General features: G+C 37.4%; 30 protein-coding genes. 11 read left to right on the top strand and 19 right to left on the bottom strand.

What is annotated here, in order from left to right:
• Positions 1 to 55: 55 nt before the first annotated feature.
• From comGA to ACSU6B_RS21060, 10 genes are all read left to right on the top strand, one after another.
• Positions 56 to 1,138, top strand: a complete 1,083-nt coding sequence (gene comGA, locus ACSU6B_RS21105; RefSeq protein WP_282599549.1) for a competence type IV pilus ATPase ComGA — start codon at positions 56 to 58, stop codon at positions 1,136 to 1,138.
• Entirely contained in the window at positions 1,104 to 2,156 is a 1,053-nt protein-coding gene (gene comGB, locus ACSU6B_RS21100; RefSeq protein ID WP_410888273.1) for a competence type IV pilus assembly protein ComGB, read from the top strand. The genes comGA and comGB overlap by 35 nt, the downstream gene beginning before the upstream one ends.
• A gap of 207 nt (positions 2,157 to 2,363) precedes the next feature.
• Positions 2,364 to 2,684 (top strand): competence type IV pilus major pilin ComGC, encoded by a 321-nt coding sequence (gene comGC / locus ACSU6B_RS21095; RefSeq protein WP_282599550.1) that lies wholly within the window; start codon positions 2,364 to 2,366, stop codon positions 2,682 to 2,684.
• Positions 2,684 to 3,124, top strand: a complete 441-nt coding sequence (gene comGD, locus ACSU6B_RS21090; protein ID WP_214998516.1) for a competence type IV pilus minor pilin ComGD — start codon at positions 2,684 to 2,686, stop codon at positions 3,122 to 3,124. Before comGC ends, comGD begins: the two co-directional genes overlap by 1 nt.
• Positions 3,125 to 3,134: 10 nt before the next feature.
• On the top strand, positions 3,135 to 3,446 hold the full coding sequence (locus ACSU6B_RS21085; protein ID WP_410888271.1) for a hypothetical protein: 312 nt from the start codon (positions 3,135 to 3,137) through the stop codon (positions 3,444 to 3,446).
• Positions 3,394 to 3,870 carry a competence type IV pilus minor pilin ComGF gene (comGF, locus tag ACSU6B_RS21080; protein WP_410888269.1) on the top strand — a complete coding sequence of 159 codons (477 nt, stop codon included), beginning with the start codon at positions 3,394 to 3,396 and terminating at the stop codon, positions 3,868 to 3,870. The genes ACSU6B_RS21085 and comGF overlap by 53 nt, the downstream gene beginning before the upstream one ends.
• On the top strand, positions 3,867 to 4,253 hold the full coding sequence (gene comGG / locus ACSU6B_RS21075; RefSeq protein WP_410888267.1) for a competence type IV pilus minor pilin ComGG: 387 nt from the start codon (positions 3,867 to 3,869) through the stop codon (positions 4,251 to 4,253). Before comGF ends, comGG begins: the two co-directional genes overlap by 4 nt.
• 47 nt (positions 4,254 to 4,300) lie before the next feature.
• Complete coding sequence (locus ACSU6B_RS21070) at positions 4,301 to 4,486, top strand: YqzE family protein (RefSeq protein ID WP_088088967.1); 186 nt, start codon at positions 4,301 to 4,303, stop codon at positions 4,484 to 4,486.
• A gap of 229 nt (positions 4,487 to 4,715) precedes the next feature.
• Positions 4,716 to 5,414, top strand: a complete 699-nt coding sequence (locus ACSU6B_RS21065; protein ID WP_410888265.1) for a helix-turn-helix transcriptional regulator — start codon at positions 4,716 to 4,718, stop codon at positions 5,412 to 5,414.
• An 84-nt stretch (positions 5,415 to 5,498) separates the two neighbouring features.
• The gene (locus tag ACSU6B_RS21060) at positions 5,499 to 5,741 is read left to right on the top strand and encodes a DUF2626 domain-containing protein (protein WP_214998512.1); all 243 of its coding nucleotides are present in this window, start codon (positions 5,499 to 5,501) and stop codon (positions 5,739 to 5,741) included.
• Between the two features lie 43 nt (positions 5,742 to 5,784).
• Here ACSU6B_RS21060 and ACSU6B_RS21055 read toward each other — a convergent pair whose 3' ends face one another.
• Entirely contained in the window at positions 5,785 to 6,873 is a 1,089-nt protein-coding gene (locus tag ACSU6B_RS21055) for a class I SAM-dependent methyltransferase (protein ID WP_410888263.1), read from the bottom strand.
• 166 nt (positions 6,874 to 7,039) lie between these two features.
• Complete coding sequence (locus ACSU6B_RS21050; RefSeq protein ID WP_214998510.1) at positions 7,040 to 7,675, bottom strand: MBL fold metallo-hydrolase; 636 nt, start codon at positions 7,673 to 7,675, stop codon at positions 7,040 to 7,042.
• A 214-nt stretch (positions 7,676 to 7,889) separates the two neighbouring features.
• On the opposite strand from ACSU6B_RS21050, the gene ACSU6B_RS21045 reads away from it, so the two are divergent.
• Positions 7,890 to 8,066: a DUF2759 domain-containing protein gene (locus tag ACSU6B_RS21045; RefSeq protein ID WP_088088972.1), complete on the top strand. Its 177-nt coding sequence runs from the start codon at positions 7,890 to 7,892 to the stop codon at positions 8,064 to 8,066.
• Positions 8,067 to 8,102: 36 nt separating this feature from the next.
• Here ACSU6B_RS21045 and ACSU6B_RS21040 read toward each other — a convergent pair whose 3' ends face one another.
• The 17 genes from ACSU6B_RS21040 to pstC form a co-directional block, all read right to left on the bottom strand.
• Positions 8,103 to 8,420: an MTH1187 family thiamine-binding protein gene (locus ACSU6B_RS21040; RefSeq protein ID WP_088088973.1), complete on the bottom strand. Its 318-nt coding sequence runs from the start codon at positions 8,418 to 8,420 to the stop codon at positions 8,103 to 8,105.
• A gap of 86 nt (positions 8,421 to 8,506) precedes the next feature.
• Positions 8,507 to 9,640 (bottom strand): hypothetical protein, encoded by a 1,134-nt coding sequence (locus tag ACSU6B_RS21035; protein ID WP_410888261.1) that lies wholly within the window; start codon positions 9,638 to 9,640, stop codon positions 8,507 to 8,509.
• Between the two features lie 133 nt (positions 9,641 to 9,773).
• Complete coding sequence (locus tag ACSU6B_RS21030) at positions 9,774 to 10,745, bottom strand: ROK family glucokinase (protein ID WP_410888259.1); 972 nt, start codon at positions 10,743 to 10,745, stop codon at positions 9,774 to 9,776.
• Positions 10,746 to 10,750: 5 nt separating this feature from the next.
• Positions 10,751 to 10,963 carry a YqgQ family protein gene (locus ACSU6B_RS21025; RefSeq protein ID WP_088088976.1) on the bottom strand — a complete coding sequence of 71 codons (213 nt, stop codon included), beginning with the start codon at positions 10,961 to 10,963 and terminating at the stop codon, positions 10,751 to 10,753.
• A gap of 78 nt (positions 10,964 to 11,041) precedes the next feature.
• A complete protein-coding gene (locus tag ACSU6B_RS21020) occupies positions 11,042 to 12,604 on the bottom strand; it encodes a rhomboid family intramembrane serine protease (RefSeq protein ID WP_410888257.1) in 1,563 nt (520 codons plus the stop codon).
• 163 nt (positions 12,605 to 12,767) lie between these two features.
• On the bottom strand, positions 12,768 to 12,962 hold the full coding sequence (locus ACSU6B_RS21015) for a hypothetical protein (protein ID WP_088088978.1): 195 nt from the start codon (positions 12,960 to 12,962) through the stop codon (positions 12,768 to 12,770).
• 94 nt (positions 12,963 to 13,056) lie between these two features.
• Positions 13,057 to 14,010: an L-lactate dehydrogenase gene (locus ACSU6B_RS21010; protein ID WP_168245076.1), complete on the bottom strand. Its 954-nt coding sequence runs from the start codon at positions 14,008 to 14,010 to the stop codon at positions 13,057 to 13,059.
• A gap of 57 nt (positions 14,011 to 14,067) precedes the next feature.
• The gene (locus ACSU6B_RS21005) at positions 14,068 to 14,856 is read right to left on the bottom strand and encodes a DUF92 domain-containing protein (protein WP_410888254.1); all 789 of its coding nucleotides are present in this window, start codon (positions 14,854 to 14,856) and stop codon (positions 14,068 to 14,070) included.
• A complete protein-coding gene (locus ACSU6B_RS21000) occupies positions 14,853 to 15,419 on the bottom strand; it encodes a 5-formyltetrahydrofolate cyclo-ligase (RefSeq protein ID WP_410888252.1) in 567 nt (188 codons plus the stop codon). The genes ACSU6B_RS21005 and ACSU6B_RS21000 overlap by 4 nt, the downstream gene beginning before the upstream one ends.
• Positions 15,420 to 15,475: 56 nt before the next feature.
• Positions 15,476 to 15,625 carry a 50S ribosomal protein L33 gene (gene rpmG, locus ACSU6B_RS20995; RefSeq protein WP_066064234.1) on the bottom strand — a complete coding sequence of 50 codons (150 nt, stop codon included), beginning with the start codon at positions 15,623 to 15,625 and terminating at the stop codon, positions 15,476 to 15,478.
• A gap of 192 nt (positions 15,626 to 15,817) precedes the next feature.
• Positions 15,818 to 17,077: a glycosyltransferase family 4 protein gene (locus ACSU6B_RS20990; RefSeq protein WP_410888250.1), complete on the bottom strand. Its 1,260-nt coding sequence runs from the start codon at positions 17,075 to 17,077 to the stop codon at positions 15,818 to 15,820.
• On the bottom strand, positions 17,070 to 17,621 hold the full coding sequence (locus ACSU6B_RS20985; RefSeq protein ID WP_410888248.1) for a DUF4912 domain-containing protein: 552 nt from the start codon (positions 17,619 to 17,621) through the stop codon (positions 17,070 to 17,072). Before ACSU6B_RS20985 ends, ACSU6B_RS20990 begins: the two co-directional genes overlap by 8 nt.
• Positions 17,622 to 18,032: 411 nt before the next feature.
• Positions 18,033 to 18,692, bottom strand: a complete 660-nt coding sequence (gene phoU / locus ACSU6B_RS20980; RefSeq protein WP_410888246.1) for a phosphate signaling complex protein PhoU — start codon at positions 18,690 to 18,692, stop codon at positions 18,033 to 18,035.
• Positions 18,693 to 18,705: 13 nt separating this feature from the next.
• Entirely contained in the window at positions 18,706 to 19,479 is a 774-nt protein-coding gene (gene pstB / locus ACSU6B_RS20975; protein WP_410888244.1) for a phosphate ABC transporter ATP-binding protein PstB, read from the bottom strand.
• Positions 19,480 to 19,491: 12 nt separating this feature from the next.
• On the bottom strand, positions 19,492 to 20,313 hold the full coding sequence (gene pstB, locus ACSU6B_RS20970; RefSeq protein ID WP_410888242.1) for a phosphate ABC transporter ATP-binding protein PstB: 822 nt from the start codon (positions 20,311 to 20,313) through the stop codon (positions 19,492 to 19,494).
• A gap of 16 nt (positions 20,314 to 20,329) precedes the next feature.
• Positions 20,330 to 21,217 (bottom strand): phosphate ABC transporter permease PstA, encoded by an 888-nt coding sequence (gene pstA / locus ACSU6B_RS20965; protein ID WP_410888240.1) that lies wholly within the window; start codon positions 21,215 to 21,217, stop codon positions 20,330 to 20,332.
• Positions 21,217 to 22,137, bottom strand: a complete 921-nt coding sequence (gene pstC, locus ACSU6B_RS20960) for a phosphate ABC transporter permease subunit PstC (RefSeq protein WP_168245086.1) — start codon at positions 22,135 to 22,137, stop codon at positions 21,217 to 21,219. The genes pstA and pstC overlap by 1 nt, the downstream gene beginning before the upstream one ends.
• Positions 22,138 to 22,156: the final 19 nt, after the last annotated feature.

Here is a 22,156-nt window from a genome sequence, read left to right as displayed (position 1 = left end):
AAGAAGGATAAGGAGGAACCTTGTCGAATATTATCCAAAGAAAAATGAAAAGGCGGTGGTACTTATTGTTAGCGAGATAGAAATTTTAGCAAATCGAATCATTACAGATGCTGCACGAAACCAGGCAACAGATATTCACATTATCCCAAGGAAGAGGGACACACTCGTCCAAATCCGATTAACCAACAAGTTAATTCCTCGACTATCCCTTCCAAAAGATGAATGCGACAGATTAATCTCACATTTTAAATTCACAGCCAATATGGATATCGGAGAAAGAAGACGTCCACAAAGTGGTTCCATTTTTTGTGAAGTTGACGGAAATTTAATGGGGCTCAGGCTTTCCACACTCCCGTCTAATAACAGAGAGAGCCTTGTCATCCGGCTATTACCACAGCAAGAACAAATTCCTTTTCACCAACTTTCACTCTTCCCAGCAATGACCCGAAAACTTCTTGCCCTTCTCAAACACGCTCATGGATTAATAATTTTTACCGGGCCGACGGGCAGCGGAAAAACGACTACTCTCTATTCCCTTTTAAATGAAACCGCCCACTTATTTCACCGTAATGTCATTACACTCGAAGATCCCATTGAAAAAAACTATGACTCAGTCCTGCAGATCCAAGTCAATGAAAAAGCAGGCGTCACCTATGCAGCCGGACTAAAGGCAATTCTTCGTCATGATCCTGACATAATAATGGTCGGTGAAATTAGAGATGCTGAGACCGCAAAGATTGCGGTAAGGGCTGCATTAACAGGCCATCTAGTGCTTTCCACGATGCATACCCGTGATGCGAAGGGAGCGGTTTATCGCCTGCGTGAGTTTGGAGTGAATTGGTTAGAGGTCGAGCAGACACTTATTGCCATTACTGCCCAAAGGTTGGTTGAACTTACCTGCCCTTTTTGCGAAGGAGAGTGTTCACCTATTTGTTATTCCTATGGCAGATGGAAACGCGCCAGTGTATTTGAACTTTTATCCGGACGAAATTTACACGCAGTAATGAAAGCTGCTCAAGGAGAAAAAATAGAAATTCGTTACCGAATGATAAAAGATGTAATTAATAAGGGCATTGCACTTGGATATATTCAAGAATCTGAATATGAACGATTGGTATATAACGATGAAACGGTCTAAATGGTCAGTGAATGAACAAGCAAATTTCCTGAGAAGAACCGGTGAATTATTGGCAAGGGGGTATCCAATTGCTCTAGCAATTGAATCCATAGCATTACAATTACCGTCAAAACGAAAGGAGGATTTAAATGGATGCTTAGAAGAGTTGAAAAAGGGTTTACCGTTTCATGATGCATTAAATAATCTTGGTTTCAACAAAGACTTAGTCGGTTATGTCTATTTCGCGGAGCAGCATGGCAGCTTTGCTGATGCTCTGTTAGAAGGAAGTGATCTTGCCCTATTAAAAGATAAAGACCTACACAAGTTGCTCAAGTTGCTTCAGTATCCAATGGTGCTTTTAGTTATTACAGGATTTCTATTTATATTTATAGAAAATACATTGCTGCCAAAGTTCACCACTCTTTTTTCATCGCTTGGTCTGGAAGCAAATTTTTTCACAAATGTCATTTATGCTTTTGATCAATACTTCCCAACTGTTATCGGTACCCTGCTTCTGATCCTAATTATGGGAGCCGCTTATTATCTTCTCTTTTTTAGAAAACTCTCCGTCCTCAAACAAAGGTCACAACTTGTTCGAATACCTTTTGTTGGCAGGATCCTCAAATTGCTGTTTACCCACTACTTTTCCATTCAACTTAGCTTTCTCTTATCCGGTGGATTATCAGTTTCCGAAGCCTTACAACTATTTGAACAGAATCTCAGGCATCCTTTTTACAGTCACTTAGCTAAAACAATTAAAACTAAGCTAATTACCGGAGAAAAGTTGGAGACAATTTTAGCGTCTCTGTCGTTTTTCGAAAAAGAATTTCCGATGATTGTAAAACACGGCCAAGAAAATGGAAAATTGGAGCAGGAGTTATTATTTTTCAGTAAGCATTGTGTCACTAACATGGAGGAAATGATAGAAAAACGGTTAACAACCATCCAGCCAATTCTTTACATTTTCATTGGATTCATGGTGGTTTCGATGTATTTAGCAATTCTGTTACCCATGTTTCATCTACTGGACGGCATTTAAGAAAAGCGCAAGCGCCCGTTTAGCGGCGTATGGACTGGAGCGCTCTAACTGAGATAAAGGAAACACGGAGAGCGGAGCGATTCGATGTTGACTTATCGTAGGGCGGAGAGCGAAGTTCACTAGCCGCTGGGCGCTGGAGCTGGACAGTTATCTAAGTTCAAAAACTTATACTTTTTTATCTTATAAAAAAAATGGAGGTTATTAAAAATGATGAAAAATGAAAAAGGCTTTACTTTAATTGAAATGATGATCGTCATGCTCGTAATTTCGGTCTTGTTAATTATCACAATTCCAAACGTTGCCAAACATAATTCTAACATCAACAATAAAGGCTGTGATGCCTATGTTAAAATGGTTCAGGCACAAGTTCAGGCTTATGAAATGGATAAGAATAAAGTACCAACTATCGCGGAACTAAAAGCAGAAGGATATATAAAGGGGGACGCTAAAGGTTGTCCAAACGGAAAGACAGTTGAAATAGACTCTGAAGGTACTGTAACAGCTGTTGCATCAGTAACCACTCCATAATGAATACGCATCAAAAAGGCTTTACTTTAATTGAGTCCTTGTTAGTTCTCTCCATCTTCATGATTATCTCCTCAATTACAGTTTTCTCCTTAAAACCACAGCACTCAGTAATGGAGGATGAGGCCTTTTTAATCCAATTAAAAGCGGACCTATATTATGCTCAACAATATGCTATCTCCCATCAGGATGAAGTATCCATTGTTTTTGTTCCAGATCAATATAGGTATTATCTATGCTTGTGGCCGGAACCAACGCCGATCGTCAATCGAAATTACAGTACAAATATTTATCTCAAAGAAGGTTCTCTCCCCTTATATTTGAAATTCCTAAGCGACGGAAATGTAAATCAGTTTGGAAACTTTTTTATCCAAACAAAAAATAAAACATATGTTATTACCTTTTTAATTGGAAAGGGTCGGTTCTATGTTAAGGAGTACTAGAGGATATTTTTTGCTTGAACTGCTTCTTTCTTTATCTGCCTGGTTAATGCTTAGTTTATTTTTACTGCCTTTATTGATTGAACTAAGAGAACAATCACGACAATTAGAATGGGAGAGCAAGGCGAGACAGCTAATGTATGAGGAACTACAGACCAAATTAATCAGTAATAAAACATTTTCAAATTACACTACCATTTTGAATGGAGTTGAATACCAAATCACATGGAAAGACACCGGAGCAGCTGACCAAAAGGAGGTGTGTGTAAGAATTGAAAAAAACTCATTACAGCCTGAAACCGAAATTTGTAGGCCCCTTGAATGAAAAAGCCTTTACGCTCATCGAGGTACTAATTGCTTTTTCAATTTTTACGACGATTATTTTCTTTATGACACCTGTTTTTCAAATTATCCTGACTAATAAGGACACTGAGGCATCGTTACAGGCAATGGAATGGGAAGTTTTTTCGAGCCAAATCAAAAAAGAAATAAGGCTGTCCACTCGTGCCGAAGTGATTTCCGGAAGGTTAGTTCTAACGAAGGATACTGAAACCATTCAATATGAAAAGTACGGTACTAATCTTAGGAGACGTGTGAATTCAACTGGACATGAAATAATCCTCCAAAATGTTTCACAATATTCATTCACCATTTTAAACAATGCAGTCAAAACCATCGTAACGGATCTATGGGGAAAAGAATACTCAGTTACAGCTTTTCCATTAGTAAATTCGGGGCCAGTCCCATGAAAAATAATGAAAAAGGCTTCACTTACCCACTTACCTTGTGCCTGATCATCCTTTTTTTATTATTTTTCTCGGTACGTATTGAACAATTGTTATCCGAAAGAAAAATGGCACATGAAACGGCTATCATCCTCCAAGAGGAGTACTATTTTCTATCGTCGGTAAAAAAAGTTGAAGTAATATTTCAAAAGAGTGCAATCTTACCTGTCAAGGGAACAATTAGTTTTGTTAACGGCACCATGGATTACCAAGCTGAAACTCCTACTGGATATGTCCAAAAAGTCAATTTTACTCTTCACCTTCATGCAGTTGACAAAACAGTCATTGGACGGGGATATTTTGATACAAGGACAAAAAGATTAAGTAAATGGGTCGAATTAAAATGAAGAAATATGGACATACTTGTTTATGAAAATTAAAGGCAGGTGTGTCCATGAAAACAAACGACTATGTAAAATATATGACCCAAACCATCGTGAAATACGCAGACCAACCGAAGGATGAACGAAAACGAATTCGTACAGCTCGAAAAGAAACAAAAGCTTCATTTTGGTATCGCTGGTTCGGAATTCTACCCTACATCGTTTATTTTGAAGTCAAAAAAAGACGAAAATTGTAACGAGTGGATGCTGGGTCTGCTTCGTTATTTTTCCAAAATAACTATATTCCTGCTATTGACAAGAGATTATAAATGAATTTAGGCTATTTTTTTATTATATTGTTACAATATAAAGTCGCAAATTGTGAACATTTTCTAAACTTATAGTGTTAACATTGTTAACCTCATTCCTTTGTTTTTATAGCTGTATTATAATGGAATAAATTATGGGGGTTCGAGGTGAACAGTGATGGAACAAACATTAAAAATAACAAACGTTTTGTCAGATCCAACCCGGTACTATATTTATCAATACATTACAAAACGTCATCAAGAAGTAACCGTTCAAGAGGTGGCGGAAAATTTTAATATTCATCCGAATGTAGCAAGATTGCATTTATCAAAGCTTGAAGATGTAAATATGTTAGCATCCGAAACCAAAAAAACAGGTAAGGGCGGCAGACCAAGTAGATTATATCGTTTATCTAACGATGTAATCCAGCTGCATTTCCCGTTTCGCGACTACATGCTTTTATCCAAAGTCGCACTCCAAACAATGATTTCGCTAGGAGAAGCAGGAAAGGAAGCCCTTTATCTAACCGGAAAAAGGTTTGGTACAGAAGTGATTGAACAAGAAAAGGCAAAAAGGGCATTTGGTGAGGAATTAGAATTTGAGCATAAGCTAATAATATTAAAAAGCGCAGCAACACTTGCAGGTTTTTATCCAGAATTTGAAGTAAACGGTGAGAAAACAAAAATCTATTTCCAAATTTTCAATTGTCCATTTAAAGAAGTGGCAGAAGAACATTCGGAAACAGTTTGCAGTATGCACCATGAATTTCTAAAGGGAATGTTTGGTGCACTATTTGAATCCGTTGAGTTGATTGAAAAAGATAATATTATTTCTGGCTGCGAAACTTGTTCATATCAAGCGCTGGTTACAAACTAATTCGAAACCATTATTTACATTATGCCTCCTTTTCCTTATAATATTGTAATGATGGTATCGTAGGGAAAAAGGAGGGGGATACATATGGATCGCATGTTCAGAGTTTGTGGTTTCTGGACGGGCATTTTTACAGTTATGTTTTATCTAGGTGATATGGATAAAACGGCAATGCTATTCTTAGCCCAAACAGGTTTTTTCGTTCTGCTTAGCTATCTTAAATTATCCGAGCGCATGTATTTGTGGGTATTCGGAGCATATTTAACAGTTTTCTTCGCAGGTTTCACTTATTGGTCTACGTTCATGATGGTGCCTGGTGCAGGTCATTGAGAAACATTTAGAAAAAACGTCGGAATACTCCGGCGTTTTTTCTTTATTCTACGAAAACGTCATTTTCATTTAACTTAAACCCTTTTTGCTGGATAACCACATGAAAATAGGTGCTTATCCCGGATGGCATGATCAAACTACGAATCGCTCGATTCCGTTTGCTGACTTCTGAAAATGGATTGGGGTCATAATGGTTCGCTAATTCTTTTAGAATTCCGGACTTTAATAAAAATTCATCCTGTCTGAGTTTGGTAATTAATTCTAATTCTACCTGCTCACCCTTTTGAATGAGATAATCAAAATGAATATGCGTGGTAATATCCATTTCACCTGGGTGCTGCAAAACATCATCAATCATCTGATGCTGATAATACCCTCTTAAACTCCCCTTTGCCCTCCTTGGGTCCATCCACTCCTCAAGTGTATAGCCATAATCAGCTGTCACAACCATTCCTTTTCTGAGGGACTGAGCAATTTCCCGCATCATCTTTTCCATTGCTAACGGGATCTCTATCCGCTGTTTTTCCTTTAGTTTAAGCTTGCTTTCCTGTAAAAAAAACAGGATATCTGAATCCGTTAACAACACTTTTTGCTCATACAGTTCGTTCCTTCGAATCCCTATCATAACCTCAAAAAGCTGCCCATCGACTTTCTCGATCACACGAACTGGCAGGGCATCGAATAGTTCATTGGAATAAACCACTCCCTCAAAAGCCTCAACATTACTGATACTTTCCACTTGGACAACCGAAAAATTAGTTAGCAATTGCCTTTGCAGTTTCTGATGATAGGGACTGCTTTCTACAATTATATATTTTAATGGGGTTTTAATCGTTTCATGCCATTCCTGTAAAAAAGCCTCCGCAAAACGTCCATTCCCAGCTCCAATTTCACAAAATACTGGAGCTAATTGTGTCCTTTCACATAAGTAAGAAAACCATTTTGCCATCATTCTTCCGTATATATCAGATATATTGCTTGTTGTTATGAAATCCCCTTGTCGGCCAATTTTCTGTTTATCTTTCATATAATAACCGAAATCAGGATGATATAAGGCTGCCCCCATGAAATCCGCATAGGTAATTAACTCATTGGGTGAATTTGAAATTAAACTCTTTAAAAATATATTCATATATGCTCCTTTTTAAATAAACACTATTGACACAATGTAAACTTTATAATATTGTAAGGATAGTAGCTTAACTTTTATCCCCTCCCATATTAGAATATAATATCCCCCAGAAAAACCCTTCTCAAATTGGAGAAGGGTTTTTCTATTTTTGTCTTCTCTCTATCCTCTAAAATCCATTCAAGAACGGATTACTATCCATTTCATCAGCGATGGTTGTTACAGGGCCATGGCCTGATAAGACATACGTTTCCTCAGGCAAAACAAGCAGCTTATCATGAATGCTTTTTAATAGCTGTGCCTCGTTTCCTCCTGGGAGGTCTGTACGGCCAATGCTGCCTTGAAACAGGGCATCACCTGAAAGAACAAAACCATCCTTTTTGAAGTAAAATGAGACACTTCCAGGTGAATGTCCTGGTGTATGAAAAATGTCAAACTCAAAACCACCTATTTTCATTTCTCCTTCATTTTTTAAAATAAAATCAGCTGGCTTTACTGTTATTGAATCCTGAATCATAAAAAATTGCGAACCATTTAATGAAGAGTCACCCAGCCATTTTTCCTCTTGTTTGTGAAGATAAACTGGAATTTTATAAAAATCCCTTACTTCATCAACACCCCCAATATGATCGAAGTGCGCATGGGTTAGAAAAATTGCGATAGGTTTTAATTTCCTATTGTTCAACAAATGAATGAGTTTTTTCCCTTCACTGCCTGGGTCAATAATTAAACACGAACGATCTGAATTTTCTACAATATAACAGTTAGTTTGAAGTGCCCCTAATGGGATTTGTTGCCATTTCATAAATTTAGTACCTCCAATTGAAATTGCGATATCATTATTTTACACTAAGTAAACAGTCGAGAGAAAGAATACTAATTCAATGATCTCTTATTTGCACTCGACAAATGAAAAAAAAAAATATAAAATAAGAGTCGAATGAATATAATATAGGTACATAATTTTCTTTGGAATGTTTGAGGCATTGCCTGCTTATGATGAAAAAGGGGGATTTACCATGGGTTTAGTGATTATTTTTGCTATCGTAACCATCCTTGCAGCTTTCGGTGGATTTTCATCACTAAAGAATAAAAATTTCTTAGGTGCATTTTGGGGTGTAGCGTCATTTGTGACTTTTGGTTGGTTTACAGTTATGACCATTGTTCATTCTGGTTTTCCAACAGGACATCACTAATAATCTTAAAAAGACTGCCATCAGGCAGTCTTTTTTCTATCCCTCGTTTAACAGTGTGGTTACCCGCTCTACTTTATATTCCATACTACGCTTAACATCTCTTCGGTCATCAATACGAATCGTTGTAGCGACCCGCTGGATTCCTTCAGAGAAGGGTACCTCATGCATTTCTTGAATTACTTCAAAAAGGATAGGTAATTCACCTTCAATTATGGTATTCATCGGTGTTAATTGGAAACGAATCTTCCCTTCTTCTTGATATTTCCTCAAAACTTTTTGAACACTTGCCACATATTTACTGACACTTGGTGTTTCCGTACCAATTGGAATGACTGCTACATCTACAATGGCCATGCAATATTACCTTCCTTTACTATATTTTCATCACAACGTGATTTTATCATATTGGGAGATAAAATAAAAAAATGACAACCATATTGTCATTCTTTTATCAGTTCATATATTTTCTTTGCCTTAATATCGATAATTTTTTCAAACTGATTCCCATACAAGAGTGCATCACCAGAAGGAGATAAATGAATGGGCTCATTTTCTAACCCATCCATGATTAAGCTGCTACTTCCGTTCTTAGGATTGTAAGATAGGAGTTGGAAGCCCTCTGTATAGGAATCCGCTTCACCACTTGTGACAGGACTAAAAGTAAAAAATTGTCCCTTCTGCTCATTATAGTCATAGAACGGAATTAACCAATCTGAATAATTTGTAAGTTGTGGAATAGAAAACGTGAATAGCTTTTTCATTTCTTTGTCAAAAAATGAATAATTGGCCATCGATTGATCTTGTTCATTAACAGAGACAGTCACGAGCAAATCGCGAAATTCAGAAAAATCGATCACTGAAGAAAACAGTGTCTTTTCCATCCCATTTTCTAAACTTCTATCAATAAGTGGTGCAAATAGGGAAGGATTATTTTCATCCCAATTAATGAAGGCAACCTCATTCTCACCCTTCCATTTTATAAAGGGTTGGGGCAAGGTAAGTTCGGTAATGTTTGACTTATTTAGATCTAGTAATAATACTTGAAAGCTCCAATCCTCATTAAATTTCGTGACCAGAATCTCTGATTCCTTATAAGGATTCCACTCAAAAGCTAATTCATAGGAAGCAAAAGATTTTTTCAATTGTTCCTTCCCTTTTATATCTATAATTGTAACTATTCCTTCGTATGATGACGGCGAGGTATGAATTAACATTCTCTTTTTTGAAGGGCTAATTTGGACGTTGACTATGGGATATTCACTTTTATAAATTAGTTCACTTTTACCTGTTAAAAGATTGTACTGATAGACACTTGAAGTTTGTTCTAGATTTGTAATGTAGAGGACTTGGGTTCCAGAAAGCCAGCCGACGAATTTATAAAATTCACCTTCAGGGATGGAAATAGGTAATTTCCATTCGTTTCCTAGAGCAGTAGCAGGTGTTTTAGGCTTTTCACTTTTAGCGGTAACTTTTTGTTTCAACTGCTCTTTTTGAGCACATGCAGATAAAATGAGAATTAAAAAAATTAAACGGAGGATCAGAAAAATAGGATAATTTCTTTTTTGCCGGCTCAATTTATCAATATTTCCTCCTCTCATTTTCACTCTCATAGGTTTGTACGTTTTTTTGACAAAAATGTTTCAACTTTTTAGAAAATATTACTAAATAGGAAAAAAGCCGCATGACTGCGGATTTTCCCTTTGGAGATTATTGATTTAATTTATTCTTTATTAGCCATGCTGCACCAAGGACACCTGCATCATTTCCTAATGTCGCCAAAGCAAGTTTCGTGGAATCTCTTACGGATGAAAAAGCAAATTTTTCAAAATTATTTTTTACTGGATCAACTAATATATCGCCTGCTTTTGAAACACCGCCGCCAAGAACAATTTTTTCCGGATTTAGGGTGTTGGCAATACTAGCTAATACGAATCCTAAATGAAAGGAAACATCATCCAATACTGATTGGGCCAATTCATCACTATTACGGGCTGCATCAAAGACATCTTTTGCTGTAATGCTGCCATTCTCAGCAAGCTTTTCAGATAATTCACTTTTTAACCCCTTAGCTAGTTCAATCTTAGCTATTCGAACAATGCCTGTTGCAGAAGCGACCGTTTCCAAACAGCCTGTCTTCCCACAATTGCATGGTGCACCACCCGATGTGATGGCTGTAATATGACCTATTTCTCCCGCAGCACCATTAATGCCTTGAACAACTTTGCCGCCAACAATTACGCCGCCACCGACACCTGTTCCGAGTGTGACACAAACAAGGTCCTTCGCTCCAGCGCCCGCTCCCATCCACATCTCACCCAATGCCGCAGAGTTTGCGTCATTTTCAATCGCTGCTGGTAGGGAGGTCGCTGCTTCAAGATGGTCCTTTAGGGGATAGTTATCTGGCCAGCCTAAATTTACGACATTTAAAACAATTCCCTTTTCATAGTTAACTGGTCCAGGTGCCCCCATACCAATTCCTAGTAAATTACTTTTTAATTGATCATGTTCAGCAAGTTTTTCATCAATTGCCTTAGCAATATTACCTGTAATGTTTTGTCCTTCATTTGTGTTATCCGTTGGTATTTCCCATTTGTGAACGATTTCACCTTCAGTTGTTACGAAGGCTAATTTAGTAGTTGTCCCACCGAGGTCAACACCCACAATCCATTTTCTTGACAATAGAATCACCTATCTTTTTTGACTTTTTCTTTTTGAAATTGTATCTCATGCCTCAAAATTAACAGAGCTGTTTGGAACTCCATTGGCTCTATCAGCTGTGATTGATATAGTTCCTTTAGCTCCATTTCCATTAATTCAAGGTCCGCGACTCTTTCACCAATATAAATAATGGTTCCAAAACGCTTTAAAAATTGCTGAATATCATAAATAGTTTTCATTTATATCTCCTTGTATTTTAATTGAGAGAAACATATTAGTACAAGCAATATTTTTTTCAGAAATATAATTTGGTTATACTATTCTCCTTCGTCAGAGGATTGAAGCTGGCGATTAATTTCGTGTAGTAATTCAGAATACTCCTGTTGATTCGGTTTAAGCTTTATTGCCTGTTCTATATTTCCTTTAGCCTCTTCCAGATCTTTTTGCTCAAGATTAATAAGAGCTAAATTAAAGAAAGCCTCATCAAAACTAGGGTCTAGTTTTATTGCTTTTTGTAGGTGTGTTTTGGCTTCAGGAAGCATCTCCTTCTTAATTTCTACGAAAGATAGAAGAAAGTAGGTTTTCTCTGATAGATTGTCGGCATTTTCTTCCGATTCCTTTAAAACGTTGTAGGCCTTATCGTAGTTGTTTTGCTTTATATATTCCTGGGCCATCAACAAATTAGAATTTTCATCATGTGATTTTCCTAAAGAGCTAAAACCATAAGATAAAGAACCATATAGCAGTGCGACAGACGCAATAAAAAACAACATTTGCAGCCATAGTTTGTTCTTCTTTGGAAAGTGGACAGTGCCTGCTGCTAGGAATCCCCCTGCCAACCCGCCTAGATGACCTGCATTATCAATTCCCGATGCAGAGAACCCAACCATAAGGTTGATTCCAAGAACGACAAGCAAATTCAATCCCATTGTTCGGAAAAAAAACTTCGGATAAATAACTCCAAAATAAAGTAATGCACCAAAACAGCCAAAAATAGCACCGCTTGCCCCTGCTGATAAGTTAGCACTGAAGATGAAACTGGCAATAAAACCTGTAACTCCAGCAAACAAGTAAATCCAAAGAAAACGAAGATTGCCAAAAATTCTTTCCACTTCAGTTCCGAGAAAGTACAATGCCAGAGTGTTCATTGCCAGATGGATAAAACCAATATGAAGAAAAACGGGTGTAATAAATCTCCACCATTCTCCTTCAACGATTAATTGGTTGACCTTGGCCCCGTATTTAATCAAGGTAGAAGTATTGGTGCTTCCACCATGAAGCTGAAGCCAGAAAAAAACAGCAACCTGAATGGCAATGAAAACATACGTAAATATTGGTTTGCCGTTCAACAGAATTGCTCTTTCCGTCTTAACTTTCTTAATCGCATAATCCAATGCCGCTTTCTTAACGGACTCAACATCCTCTTCTAAGTGATCATCATTGATTGAAAAATGAAGTTCAGCCCCAAGCCTCTCTGAAATACGATGAAAACCTGCTTTGTATACCCCTTGTGCCAAAAGAATCGAGCTTACCATCGTTTTATTTCCTTCAGAATGGACAAAAGGTTTCGCGAGACGAAATTCATATTCATCAACTGGTGGGAATTGACTAACATAAATATTGACCACATTTAACTCATGTCGACCAATTTGCTTGCGGACTCTCTCTCCATTTGCTGCAGTAAACTCAATATCACGCTGCATAGCATTACTCCAATCCAAATTGTGGAGCAGCAGACGAATGATCGGTGCTTTTTTATTTTCTATTTTTTCTAGCCATAATTCTTTTTGATTTTCAAATAATTGAATAATACGGTAACCATGATCTGAAATAAATGAATACGCTAATTTCCAAAATATGTAACGTTCTCTGTTATTCATTTCCCCCCTGCTTCCTATGTAAAAATAAACGGCCATATCAAGCTGCGATAACTCTTTTTCTTATATCTTTCATTATAAACGATTCTCGAGTAACAATAATCAATCAAGCTTTTTATTTTTATTAAGATACGTCTTCTCCATAAAAAAAAACCATCTGTGGTTTTCACCATTCAGATGGTCTTCCAAAAACCGATTGCATCATTTTTTGTTTTACACCTGGGAAGCTCATAACTGAGCCTACAGCAAGCCTGCGCATCCAACTAGACCCTAGTAGCACATTGATAAGACGGTATCTGTATCGGAAACCAAAATAACCAATAGAACCAATCATCAATATGGATGTTAACATACGAGACATTCTCATCCCTCCTACTAGTATTTTGCGATTATGACCATCATTTTATCCATAAAAAAAGGACTGAATTCACAGAATAAGAATTCAATCCTTTTGATTAATAGTTCTTAAAGACCGGTTCCATCGTTTGCTTTAATACATTCACAGAATTAACGAATTTTCCCTGCTCTTCGTCATTCAATTTAAGCTCCACAACTTGTCTAACTCCATCTCGATTAACTACAGCTGGTACACCTATATAGATATCATTCTGTCCATATTCCCCATCTAGATAGGCAGAAACAGTTAACACAGAATTTTCATTTTGAAGAATCGCTTTTGTCAATCTGACAAGACCCATAGCAATTCCATAATACGTTGCACCTTTTCTTTCAATGATATGGTAGGCAGCATCACGAACATTTAAAAAGATTTGATCAAGGTCCGTTTGATTAAACCCTGTTTTGTTTTTTGACCACTCACTAATAGAAGTACCAGCAATATCCGCATGACTCCATACGGGGAGCTCTGTATCACCATGCTCTCCAATAATATAGGCATGAACATTACGCGTATCTACATCAAAATAATCGCCAAGCAAAAAGCGGAAACGTGCTGTATCTAAAATTGTACCAGAACCAATTACCCGCTCTTTTGGCAGCCCTGAAAACTTCCAAACGGCATACGTTAATATATCGACCGGATTTGTAGCAACGAGGAAAATACCATCAAACCCACTTGCCATAATTTCTTCGACAATTCCTTTAAAGATCCTTGTATTTTTTTCAACTAAGTCAAGTCGTGTTTCCCCTGGCTTTTGGTTTGCACCCGCTGTGATAACAATTAGGTCTGCTTCACCACAATCCTGATAACTTCCGTACCAGATTTTCGTCCGGGATGGAGAAAATGGTAGGCCGTGATTCAAATCCATTGCGTCTCCTTCTGCCTTTTCCTTATTTAAATCAATCAAGATAAGCTCCTCTGTTATCCCTTGATTTAATAGGGCAAAAGCATAGCTTGAACCCACAAATCCCGTTCCAATGAGAGCCACTCTATTCACGCGATTAAACATGACCATTCCTCCAAGTAAAAGATATTGCTATATCAATATCATTCATCCCAAAAAAAATTAGTTATTCAAATAAATGACTCCTATCGCTGACATAGCAGCAACACAACCTGAAAGGAAATTCACCATATCATTATCTACAAAGACAGACCCTTTTATTCTATTTGCCGGCAAATCACAATGCCTCTTTTTTTCAGTCTCTATCCCGCATTTCACACAAACATATACCTGTTGGTAAAAGGCACCAATCAACGTATCAATAACATTTCCGAAAAAACCAAAAAGGAAAACAAGAGCTGTTAAGAAATAACTTATATCAAAAAGCCAAAATCCTATGATTGAAATTAAGAAGGAACCTGCAAGGGATGCCAAGCTTCCCAATAAACTGATTGCTCCCGATGTCCCCTTTTCAACCCGTTTAAAGGAACGTATGTATAATGGTTCTTTTTTGCTTAAACTACCGATTTCCGAGGCCCAGGTATCAGAATTTGCACTAGCCAGACATACTATAAAGCCAACTAACCAGATCATATCATTGTTGAAATACTGAATGATACTGAAAAGCCCGGCCGCTCCTCCATTCGCAGCGACCTGACGCCAATCTCTTGTAGCCCCTTTTGCAAGCTTTTCTTCTATTATGCTCTTATCACTACTTTTGTATTTTGACCAAAAACTTGAAGAGGCAAAAAATACCCCAAGCAGGAAAAGACCATTTACACCGAAGCCTAAATACACTGCAAGTCCAACTAAAATGGCAGCAAAGGCCCCTGATCTAGTCAAGGATTTGGATTTATAACCTGCCGCACCTGTCAATAGAATTCCAACGAAAATCAAAATCACTATAATCATTTTATTTTGATAACTCCATGGTTTGTAATAATTTGGGATACCGGTACATCATACTCCTCAACAAGAAACTGTTGGACCAATTGATCAGTAAAGGCAAGTGAAATCGTCATACCCTGGTAATTTTGTAAATAACGATCATAATAGCCTCCACCAAAACCCAATCGGTACCCTTCTTTTGTATAGGCTAAACCTGGAACAATCATTAGGTCAATCCTATCTGCATCAACTTCCTTAGTTACTTCCTCAATCGGCTCAAATAGACCATAAAATACTGATTCCAGCTGAGAAAATTCATTTAAAGTTCTAAATGATAGCCGTCTTTCATTTGGATCACATTTTGGCACAACAACTTGTTTTCCTGATTCCCAGGCTTTGCGAATCAATTGATATGTATCCACTTCTGGTTGTTTTGAAACCGTTAATCCAATAACTTTTGCTTGTTTCCATGCTTCATCCTCATAAAGTGTACAAGCAATTTTATACGAATAATCTTCGTATTGAGGTTTTGTAAGCTTTGAAAGTGTCTCTCTCATTTGCTTACGAATAGAGTTTTTATTATTCATTTTAGTAAGCTCCTAACTTTTAGACAACAAAAAAAACAGCAGGAAGCCCCCACTGTTTATTTTGTTTCGCGATGTGCTGTTGAACGTTTTTCTCTTGGGCAATATTTCTTAAGCTCAAGACGATCTGGATTATTACGTTTATTTTTTGTTGAAATATAGTTACGATCTCCACACTCAGTGCAAGCCAATGTAATATTCACACGCATGTTTATTTCCCTCCAAACAATTAAGCATTTCTTTCATACGACTTTTCCATAATATCATTTTTTAAAAGGAAATGCTAGTATGTTTTTTTTGTTAATAAACTTTCATTCATTTCAGTGAATTTTCTTTAAAAGTGCTTCCGTAAAAACCTTCCACTGCGGCATGGCAGTATATTCTTTCATACCCACTTCATTTTATAAATTATTTGGAGTTTCTTTTTGTGCATCAGTATGAACGCGTTTGTTCAATACAGTATCTTCCATTACCCTACTTGTTTCGGATGCAATACGTTTCCATCCATACAGTCTTATTACAATTTGTCTTCCTTTTTTGCCAATTTCTTCTGCTTTAAGTGGATGATTTATTAGAAAGTCGATTTGTTCGAGCATGCTCTCTGCATCCCCAGGGGTCATTAGTAATCCTGTATGTAGATGCTTCACAATACCCTTCATCCCACCTGTATTGGATACAATCGTTGGCTTACCTAAGATCATCGTTTCAAGTACCACTATTCCGAAAGGTTCATATAAACTAGGAATGACTGCTAGTTCACTTCCAGCAATGAGTGAATTCCTTTGCTCATCTGTAACATATCCCACAAATGTAATATGGCTTTCTAAATTCCGCACGTTAATTTGTCTTCGATACGTTTCGAGCATCGGTCCTTTTCCCGCTATCACAAAAAAGCAGTCTATTTCCCTCTCTTTTGCGATCGAAGCTGCCTCTATTATGGTTTCAAATCCTTTTTCTTTTACGATCCTACCAATTGAAAAAATGTATTTCTGATCCTTAAGTTCCGGAAATATTTCCTCTGTATCTAGTTCATTCAAGACAGGTTCAATACCATTTGGAATAATGGCTATCTTTTCATTTTTCGCATTAAAGACGGAGTTGAGAACATCTTTCATGTAATCGCTGCAAACAATAATTTGATCGGATTCGCCAATTAATTGCTGTTCCTTTTTATGAATAAACTGTTGCATTTGAGTATGAATACCGTTGTTCCTTCCATACTCTGTCGCATGAATGGTCGCTAGTAGTGGAATTTTCAGTGATTCTTTCAATACAATCGAGGCTGAACCAACAAGCCAATCATGTGAATGGATGATATCAAAATGGATTTCCTCGGCTAATTTTTCTGCCTTGAAAGCCATAGCTAAATTAAGTCCACCTATCCACGAAAGAAAATTATCATCGTATTGGTTTATTGGTTTGACGCGATGAACATTTACGCCATCCATATTTTCAAATGATGGAAGATTACCATTTAACGCCGTTAAAACATGAACTTCATGTCCTTTTTCTGCCAAATGATCGGATAATCCAAATACATGCCTTGAAAGACCGCCAACAATATTAGGAGGATATTCCCAGCAAAGCATCAGTATTTTTAATGTCCGATAATTGGATGGGGTTTTATGCAAATCATCGTGTTGGGAGAATATATTATCCATTAATATTCTCCATGTTTTTTGATTCCACGTAATAACTATACGTACTAACATGATCAATCCACTTTGGCGGCTGCTCTTCATGTTGCTTAAGTTGGATTAGATCATGATTCATCTCATTTCCATTCGGTATTTCCATCATCGGAGTTTGAATGGAATTGGAACGGAATAGGGGGAAAAATTCCTGATTGGAAATAGTAATCCCTAATTCTGCTATATAGCTGCGATTTGCAACCAATCCTTTTATGAACCAATGTCCTTTCTGATAAGGAACCGCGATTTCAAAAAAATGGTGAGCATTTTTTCCGGTAAAAACCAAATCAGTGACATCATAGATTCGAACAACAGGGACAAGACTCTCAAAGCTAAGATTAAAAAATAGTTCTATCATTTTTTTGGGTATATCGGAAACTTCCCAGTAGAGAAGCAATTTGCGGGGGGTAACAAGCTTTGCGGCCAACTCACCTTTAATTGGAATAAAATCTGTAGATGGATTGTTAGTTTTATTTCTTCCATCTCCTTTTAGGTTACTAATCTCATTAATCATGTCTTCCTCCATTTCTGCAAACAATCAATATATGCACCAAATTCCAAATTATGCTTAATACATGATAATTTAATCGTACCACCAGATTCAACCGCGCACAATAAACGCAAATTGTCGTTTCTTGAAAGACTTTAGAATTAAATGCCAATCCGTTTCCCTTGTAAAATAAGGCTGTGATAAAGGTCATTGTTGATATTACAGCCAAGTTGAATGGAGCGGAAGGCGCGAAGACTCCTGCGGGAGGACGGGGCAGGGGAGACCCCGCAGGCGCGCATAGCGCCGAGGAGGCTCCCAGGACCGCCCGCGAACCACACGCGCCTGGAGCGTAAATCAACATCTAAGATTAACAGAGCCTAAAATAAAAAAAGATAAGGCATAAAAATCCTTATCTTTAATAAACACTATTTATCATTAGGCATTTAAATTAACACGTTTACCTGTCACAAGGTAAATGACTTGCTCTGCGATATTGGTTGAATGGTCTGCGATTCTTTCAATAAATCTACAAACAAACGCTAATTGAATAATTTGATTTGTTGAGTTTGGATTTTGTGGGATATAACTCAATAACTCTTGGATTAAGCTTCCAAACATTTTGTCTACAGCATCATCTTTTTCCGCGCACTTTTTTGCCAACGTAACATCTTCTGAATAAAAGGCTTTTATGGAATCAGAAACCATCTCTAAGGCCATCTCCATCATTTTTGGTATATCTATTATTTCTTTAAAATGCTCTTCCTTGCCAATATGGATGGTCGATTTTGCTATATTTACTGCTATATCTGCAAAACGTTCAACCTCAGACGAAACCTTTAATGCCACATTAATTTTCCTAAGATCGGTGGCTACTGGTGATTGTCTTGCAATTAATAATAATGCTTTATCATTAATTTCATATTCTAACTCATCGATTTCATTATCACCATCAATTACCTGCTTCGCCTTTTCCATGTCCTGATTTATTAAGGCAATCATCGATTCTTGGATAGCGTGCTCCGATTTTTCAGCCATTTTTAATAGAAGATCTTTTAATTCTTTTAAATTATTATCAAAATTTGTCCTCGTACTCATAGTAGACACCTCATCATCCGAATCTTCCTGTAATATATCCTTCAGTCCGTGAGTCTTTTGGATTTGAAAAAATTGTCGAAGTTGAATCTAGCTCGATTAATTCACCCATTAAAAAGAAAGCTGTTTTGTCTGAAACCCTTGATGCCTGCTGCATGTTATGGGTAACAATAACAATCGTATATTTTTCTTTTAATTCTAGGATCATTTCCTCAATTTTTAACGTAGAAATTGGGTCTAATGCTGAAGTAGGTTCGTCCATTAACAACACTTCAGGTTTCGTTGCAAGTGCTCTTGCAATACATAGCCTTTGCTGTTGTCCCCCTGATAGACCTAAAGCAGGAGCATTTAAACGATCCTTTACTTCCTCCCATAATGCTACATCCATCAGTGATTTAATGACAATCTCATCGAGATGCTTCTTTTTAGTGATACCATGGACTCTCGGGCCATAGGCAACATTATCAAAGATAGATTGTGGAAAAGGATTTCCCTTCTGAAAAACCATTCCAACATGTTTTCGCAGTTCGACGAGATCCATTTTATTGTCTAATATATTTTGCCCATTTAGATTAATTTCGCCCGTCATTTTTACATTTGGGACCATATTAATCATTAAGTTTAAAGTTTTGATAAATGTAGATTTTCCACAGCCCGAGGGACCGATGATAGCGGTAACCTCTTTTTTGTCAATTGGAAAGTTGATGTTTTTTAACGCATGATGCTCTCCATACCATAAATTCAGGTCTTTGACATCAAATACTTGTCTGGTTAATGTTGGTATTGCCACAACTTTTCCCCCTTATCCAAACCTTCCAGAGATATATTCCTCTGTCTTTTTAACAGATGGATTGGTAAAGATTTTTTCCGTATGATCATATTCAATTATATCACCGCTCAAGAAGAAGGCTGTTTTATCAGAAATACGTGATGCCTGCTGCATATTATGGGTGACAATAATAATGGAATACTCTTTTTTTAACTCAACAATTAAATCCTCAACCTTAGCATTGGATATTGGGTCTAGTGCCGAGGATGGTTCATCAAGGAGCATGACTGTCGGTTTCATCGCAATCGTCCTTGCAATACAAAGTCGTTGCTGCTGCCCGCCAGAAAGTGACAAAGCCGATTTATGAAGCCTGTCCTTTACTTCCTCCCATAATGCTGCTTTTTTCAGACTCACTTCCACCATTTCATCAAGTTTGCTTTTCTTTTTGATTCCAGCAAATTTAAGGGCGTGTGTAATATTCTCATAAATTGATTTTGGAAATGGGTTGGGCTTTTGAAAAACCATGCCGATTTCCTTACGGAGAGCAACGACATTTATTTGTTCCGACAGAATATTGAGATCTTCATATATGATTTCTCCCTCCGCCCTTGCTCCAGGGATCAGGTCATTCATTCGATTAATACTTCTTAAAAAAGTGGATTTACCACAGCCTGAAGGGCCTATGAGTGCTGTAACGGAATGTTTTTCAATATCAAGTGAAATCCCATTGACAGCTCGTTTTTCTCCATAAAATATTTCTAGATTATTTACCTTTAAGATATGTTCCTTTTGGAACTGGCTGTTAGACTGAACAGCTTGATTTTCGGTCGATTCTTCTTTAAATGCTGTAACCATCCTATCTCCCCGCCCCTTATTTTGATGCTGTTACCTTTTTATGAATCATGCTTCCTATCCACCTAGCTAATAAGTTAAATATTAATACCGATATTACTAAAACAGCAGCTGAACCATTAGAAACCTCTTCCACATCTGGAATTAACCCTTGTGTATTTACAGACCAAATGTGAACTGCAAGCGTTTCTGCTGGACGAAATATATTCAACGGTGATTGAGGTGAAAATGGATTCCAGTTTGCGTAATCGAGTCTTGGTGTTGAAAGACCAGCTGTAAATAATAATGCAGCAGCTTCACCAAATACACGACCTGCAGCAAGAATCGCACCAGTTAATATCGTCGGAAAAGCACTTGGTAATAAAATGGTTTTTATCGTATGCCATTTGGTAATCCCTAAGGCAAGACTAGCCTCTTTCAAATCACTTGGGACGGCACGGATCGCATCTTCACTCACCCTTACAATTACAGGCAGGTTAAAAACCGTTAAGGCTAAGGCTCCTCCTAAAATGGTGTAGCCCCAGCCTGTTAAATTAACGAACATTAATAAACCAAACATCCCAATGACTATGGATGGTAAAGAGGCTAGAACTTCTATACAAGAACGGACAATGTCTGTAATTTTCCCCGGCTTAGCATACTCAGCCATATATATTCCCCCGCCAATACCTAACGGAAGAGCAATTAACATCGTAATAAATAATATATAAAATGAATTGAACAATTGGTCACGAATTCCCCCGCCCGCACGGACATTGCTTGACGGAGAGGTTAAAAAGTCAAGCGAAATATGTTTAAATCCATTCATCAAAATATATGAAAATAAACCAACTAATATAGAAATGATTATGATTGCAATGGCTATAAATACTCCTGTGGCAATCCGATCTGCTGTTTTACTGTTCATCACATTTTCCTCCTTGACGAAAGGTAGCGAATGAGGAGAATAAACGCAAACGACATGATTAATAAAATTAAGCCCATTGACCAAAGAGTATTATTTTCTACACTACCGTAAGTTGTATGGCCCATGTTAAGAGTAATAATTGTCGTTAAGGTTGCTGATGCGTCTAATAAGCTTGTTGGTAAGTCTCTTACGTTACCGATCACCATCTGTACCGCAAGAGCTTCTCCAAATGCTCTTGCCATCCCAAGCACGATAGCGGTCAAAAGGGTAGGTAATGCAGCAGGAATTAAAACTTTTCGTATAGTTTGCCAGCGAGTAGCACCTAAAGCATACGAACCTTCACGTAGATTTTTAGGCAATGAACTCATCGCATCGGTCGCAATAGTAGTTACTGTTGGCAAAATCATGATTGATAATACAATGGTACCTGAGAGCAAGCTAAATCCAAGTCCGCCCACATGTTCCCTGATAAATGGAACTAACACTGTAAGCCCGATGAATCCATAAACTACAGATGGAATTCCAACCAAAAGTTCTATAACTGGCTGTAAAATTTTCCTTCCCCATGAGGGTGCAATTTCAGTCATAAAAATCGCTCCGCCAATACCTAGTGGTGCTGCAACTATAGCTGCAAGAAAGGTTACCGCAAAGGAACCAAAAATAAACGGTAAAGCCCCATATTCAGGTTTCGCTTGATTTGTAGGATTCCAGTGGGTACTGGTTATGAACTCAATAAGGCTTACACCATTTTTTATAAAAGATTGTAAACCCTTTGAACCAAGGAAAATAGTTATAGAGATGGTTGCTGAGATCATGATGACAGCACACAAGATCACGAGAATTTTCCCGCGCAATTCCCCATCGAGCCAATTTTTCTTAGATTTTAACAATCTATCTTTTGCAGGAACTAATTTTTCCATAATGCACCAAACACTCCTA

Source organism: Neobacillus sp. C211, from assembly GCF_051842875.1.
Classification (GTDB): domain Bacteria; phylum Bacillota; class Bacilli; order Bacillales; family Cytobacillaceae; genus Neobacillus.
Note: the sequence above shows the minus strand (reverse complement) of the source record. Positions and strands in the feature narration are given on the sequence as shown.

Coding starts and splice junctions, on each gene's coding strand:
- rpmG (WP_066064234.1), bottom strand. CDS start 15,625: ATGCGTGTGAATATTACATTGGCTTGCACTGAGTGTGGAGATCGTAAC.
- ACSU6B_RS21015 (WP_088088978.1), bottom strand. CDS start 12,962: ATGTCTCGTATGTTAACATCCATATTGATGATTGGTTCTATTGGTTAT.
- pstC (WP_168245086.1), bottom strand. CDS start 22,137: ATGGAAAAATTAGTTCCTGCAAAAGATAGATTGTTAAAATCTAAGAAA.
- ACSU6B_RS21045 (WP_088088972.1), top strand. CDS start 7,890: ATGGGTTTAGTGATTATTTTTGCTATCGTAACCATCCTTGCAGCTTTC.
- ACSU6B_RS21010 (WP_168245076.1), bottom strand. CDS start 14,010: ATGTTTAATCGCGTGAATAGAGTGGCTCTCATTGGAACGGGATTTGTG.
- comGG (WP_410888267.1), top strand. CDS start 3,867: ATGAAAAATAATGAAAAAGGCTTCACTTACCCACTTACCTTGTGCCTG.
- ACSU6B_RS21055 (WP_410888263.1), bottom strand. CDS start 6,873: ATGAATATATTTTTAAAGAGTTTAATTTCAAATTCACCCAATGAGTTA.
- phoU (WP_410888246.1), bottom strand. CDS start 18,692: ATGAGTACGAGGACAAATTTTGATAATAATTTAAAAGAATTAAAAGAT.
- comGB (WP_410888273.1), top strand. CDS start 1,104: ATGAACGATTGGTATATAACGATGAAACGGTCTAAATGGTCAGTGAAT.
- ACSU6B_RS21060 (WP_214998512.1), top strand. CDS start 5,499: ATGGATCGCATGTTCAGAGTTTGTGGTTTCTGGACGGGCATTTTTACA.
- ACSU6B_RS21050 (WP_214998510.1), bottom strand. CDS start 7,675: ATGAAATGGCAACAAATCCCATTAGGGGCACTTCAAACTAACTGTTAT.
- ACSU6B_RS21040 (WP_088088973.1), bottom strand. CDS start 8,420: ATGGCCATTGTAGATGTAGCAGTCATTCCAATTGGTACGGAAACACCA.
- comGC (WP_282599550.1), top strand. CDS start 2,364: ATGATGAAAAATGAAAAAGGCTTTACTTTAATTGAAATGATGATCGTC.
- ACSU6B_RS21000 (WP_410888252.1), bottom strand. CDS start 15,419: ATGAATAATAAAAACTCTATTCGTAAGCAAATGAGAGAGACACTTTCA.
- comGD (WP_214998516.1), top strand. CDS start 2,684: ATGAATACGCATCAAAAAGGCTTTACTTTAATTGAGTCCTTGTTAGTT.
- ACSU6B_RS20985 (WP_410888248.1), bottom strand. CDS start 17,621: ATGATTAATGAGATTAGTAACCTAAAAGGAGATGGAAGAAATAAAACT.
- ACSU6B_RS20990 (WP_410888250.1), bottom strand. CDS start 17,077: ATGGATAATATATTCTCCCAACACGATGATTTGCATAAAACCCCATCC.
- pstB (WP_410888242.1), bottom strand. CDS start 20,313: ATGGTTACAGCATTTAAAGAAGAATCGACCGAAAATCAAGCTGTTCAG.
- ACSU6B_RS21020 (WP_410888257.1), bottom strand. CDS start 12,604: ATGAATAACAGAGAACGTTACATATTTTGGAAATTAGCGTATTCATTT.
- ACSU6B_RS21025 (WP_088088976.1), bottom strand. CDS start 10,963: ATGAAAACTATTTATGATATTCAGCAATTTTTAAAGCGTTTTGGAACC.
- ACSU6B_RS21070 (WP_088088967.1), top strand. CDS start 4,301: ATGAAAACAAACGACTATGTAAAATATATGACCCAAACCATCGTGAAA.
- pstA (WP_410888240.1), bottom strand. CDS start 21,217: ATGAACAGTAAAACAGCAGATCGGATTGCCACAGGAGTATTTATAGCC.
- ACSU6B_RS21005 (WP_410888254.1), bottom strand. CDS start 14,856: ATGATTATAGTGATTTTGATTTTCGTTGGAATTCTATTGACAGGTGCG.
- ACSU6B_RS21065 (WP_410888265.1), top strand. CDS start 4,716: ATGGAACAAACATTAAAAATAACAAACGTTTTGTCAGATCCAACCCGG.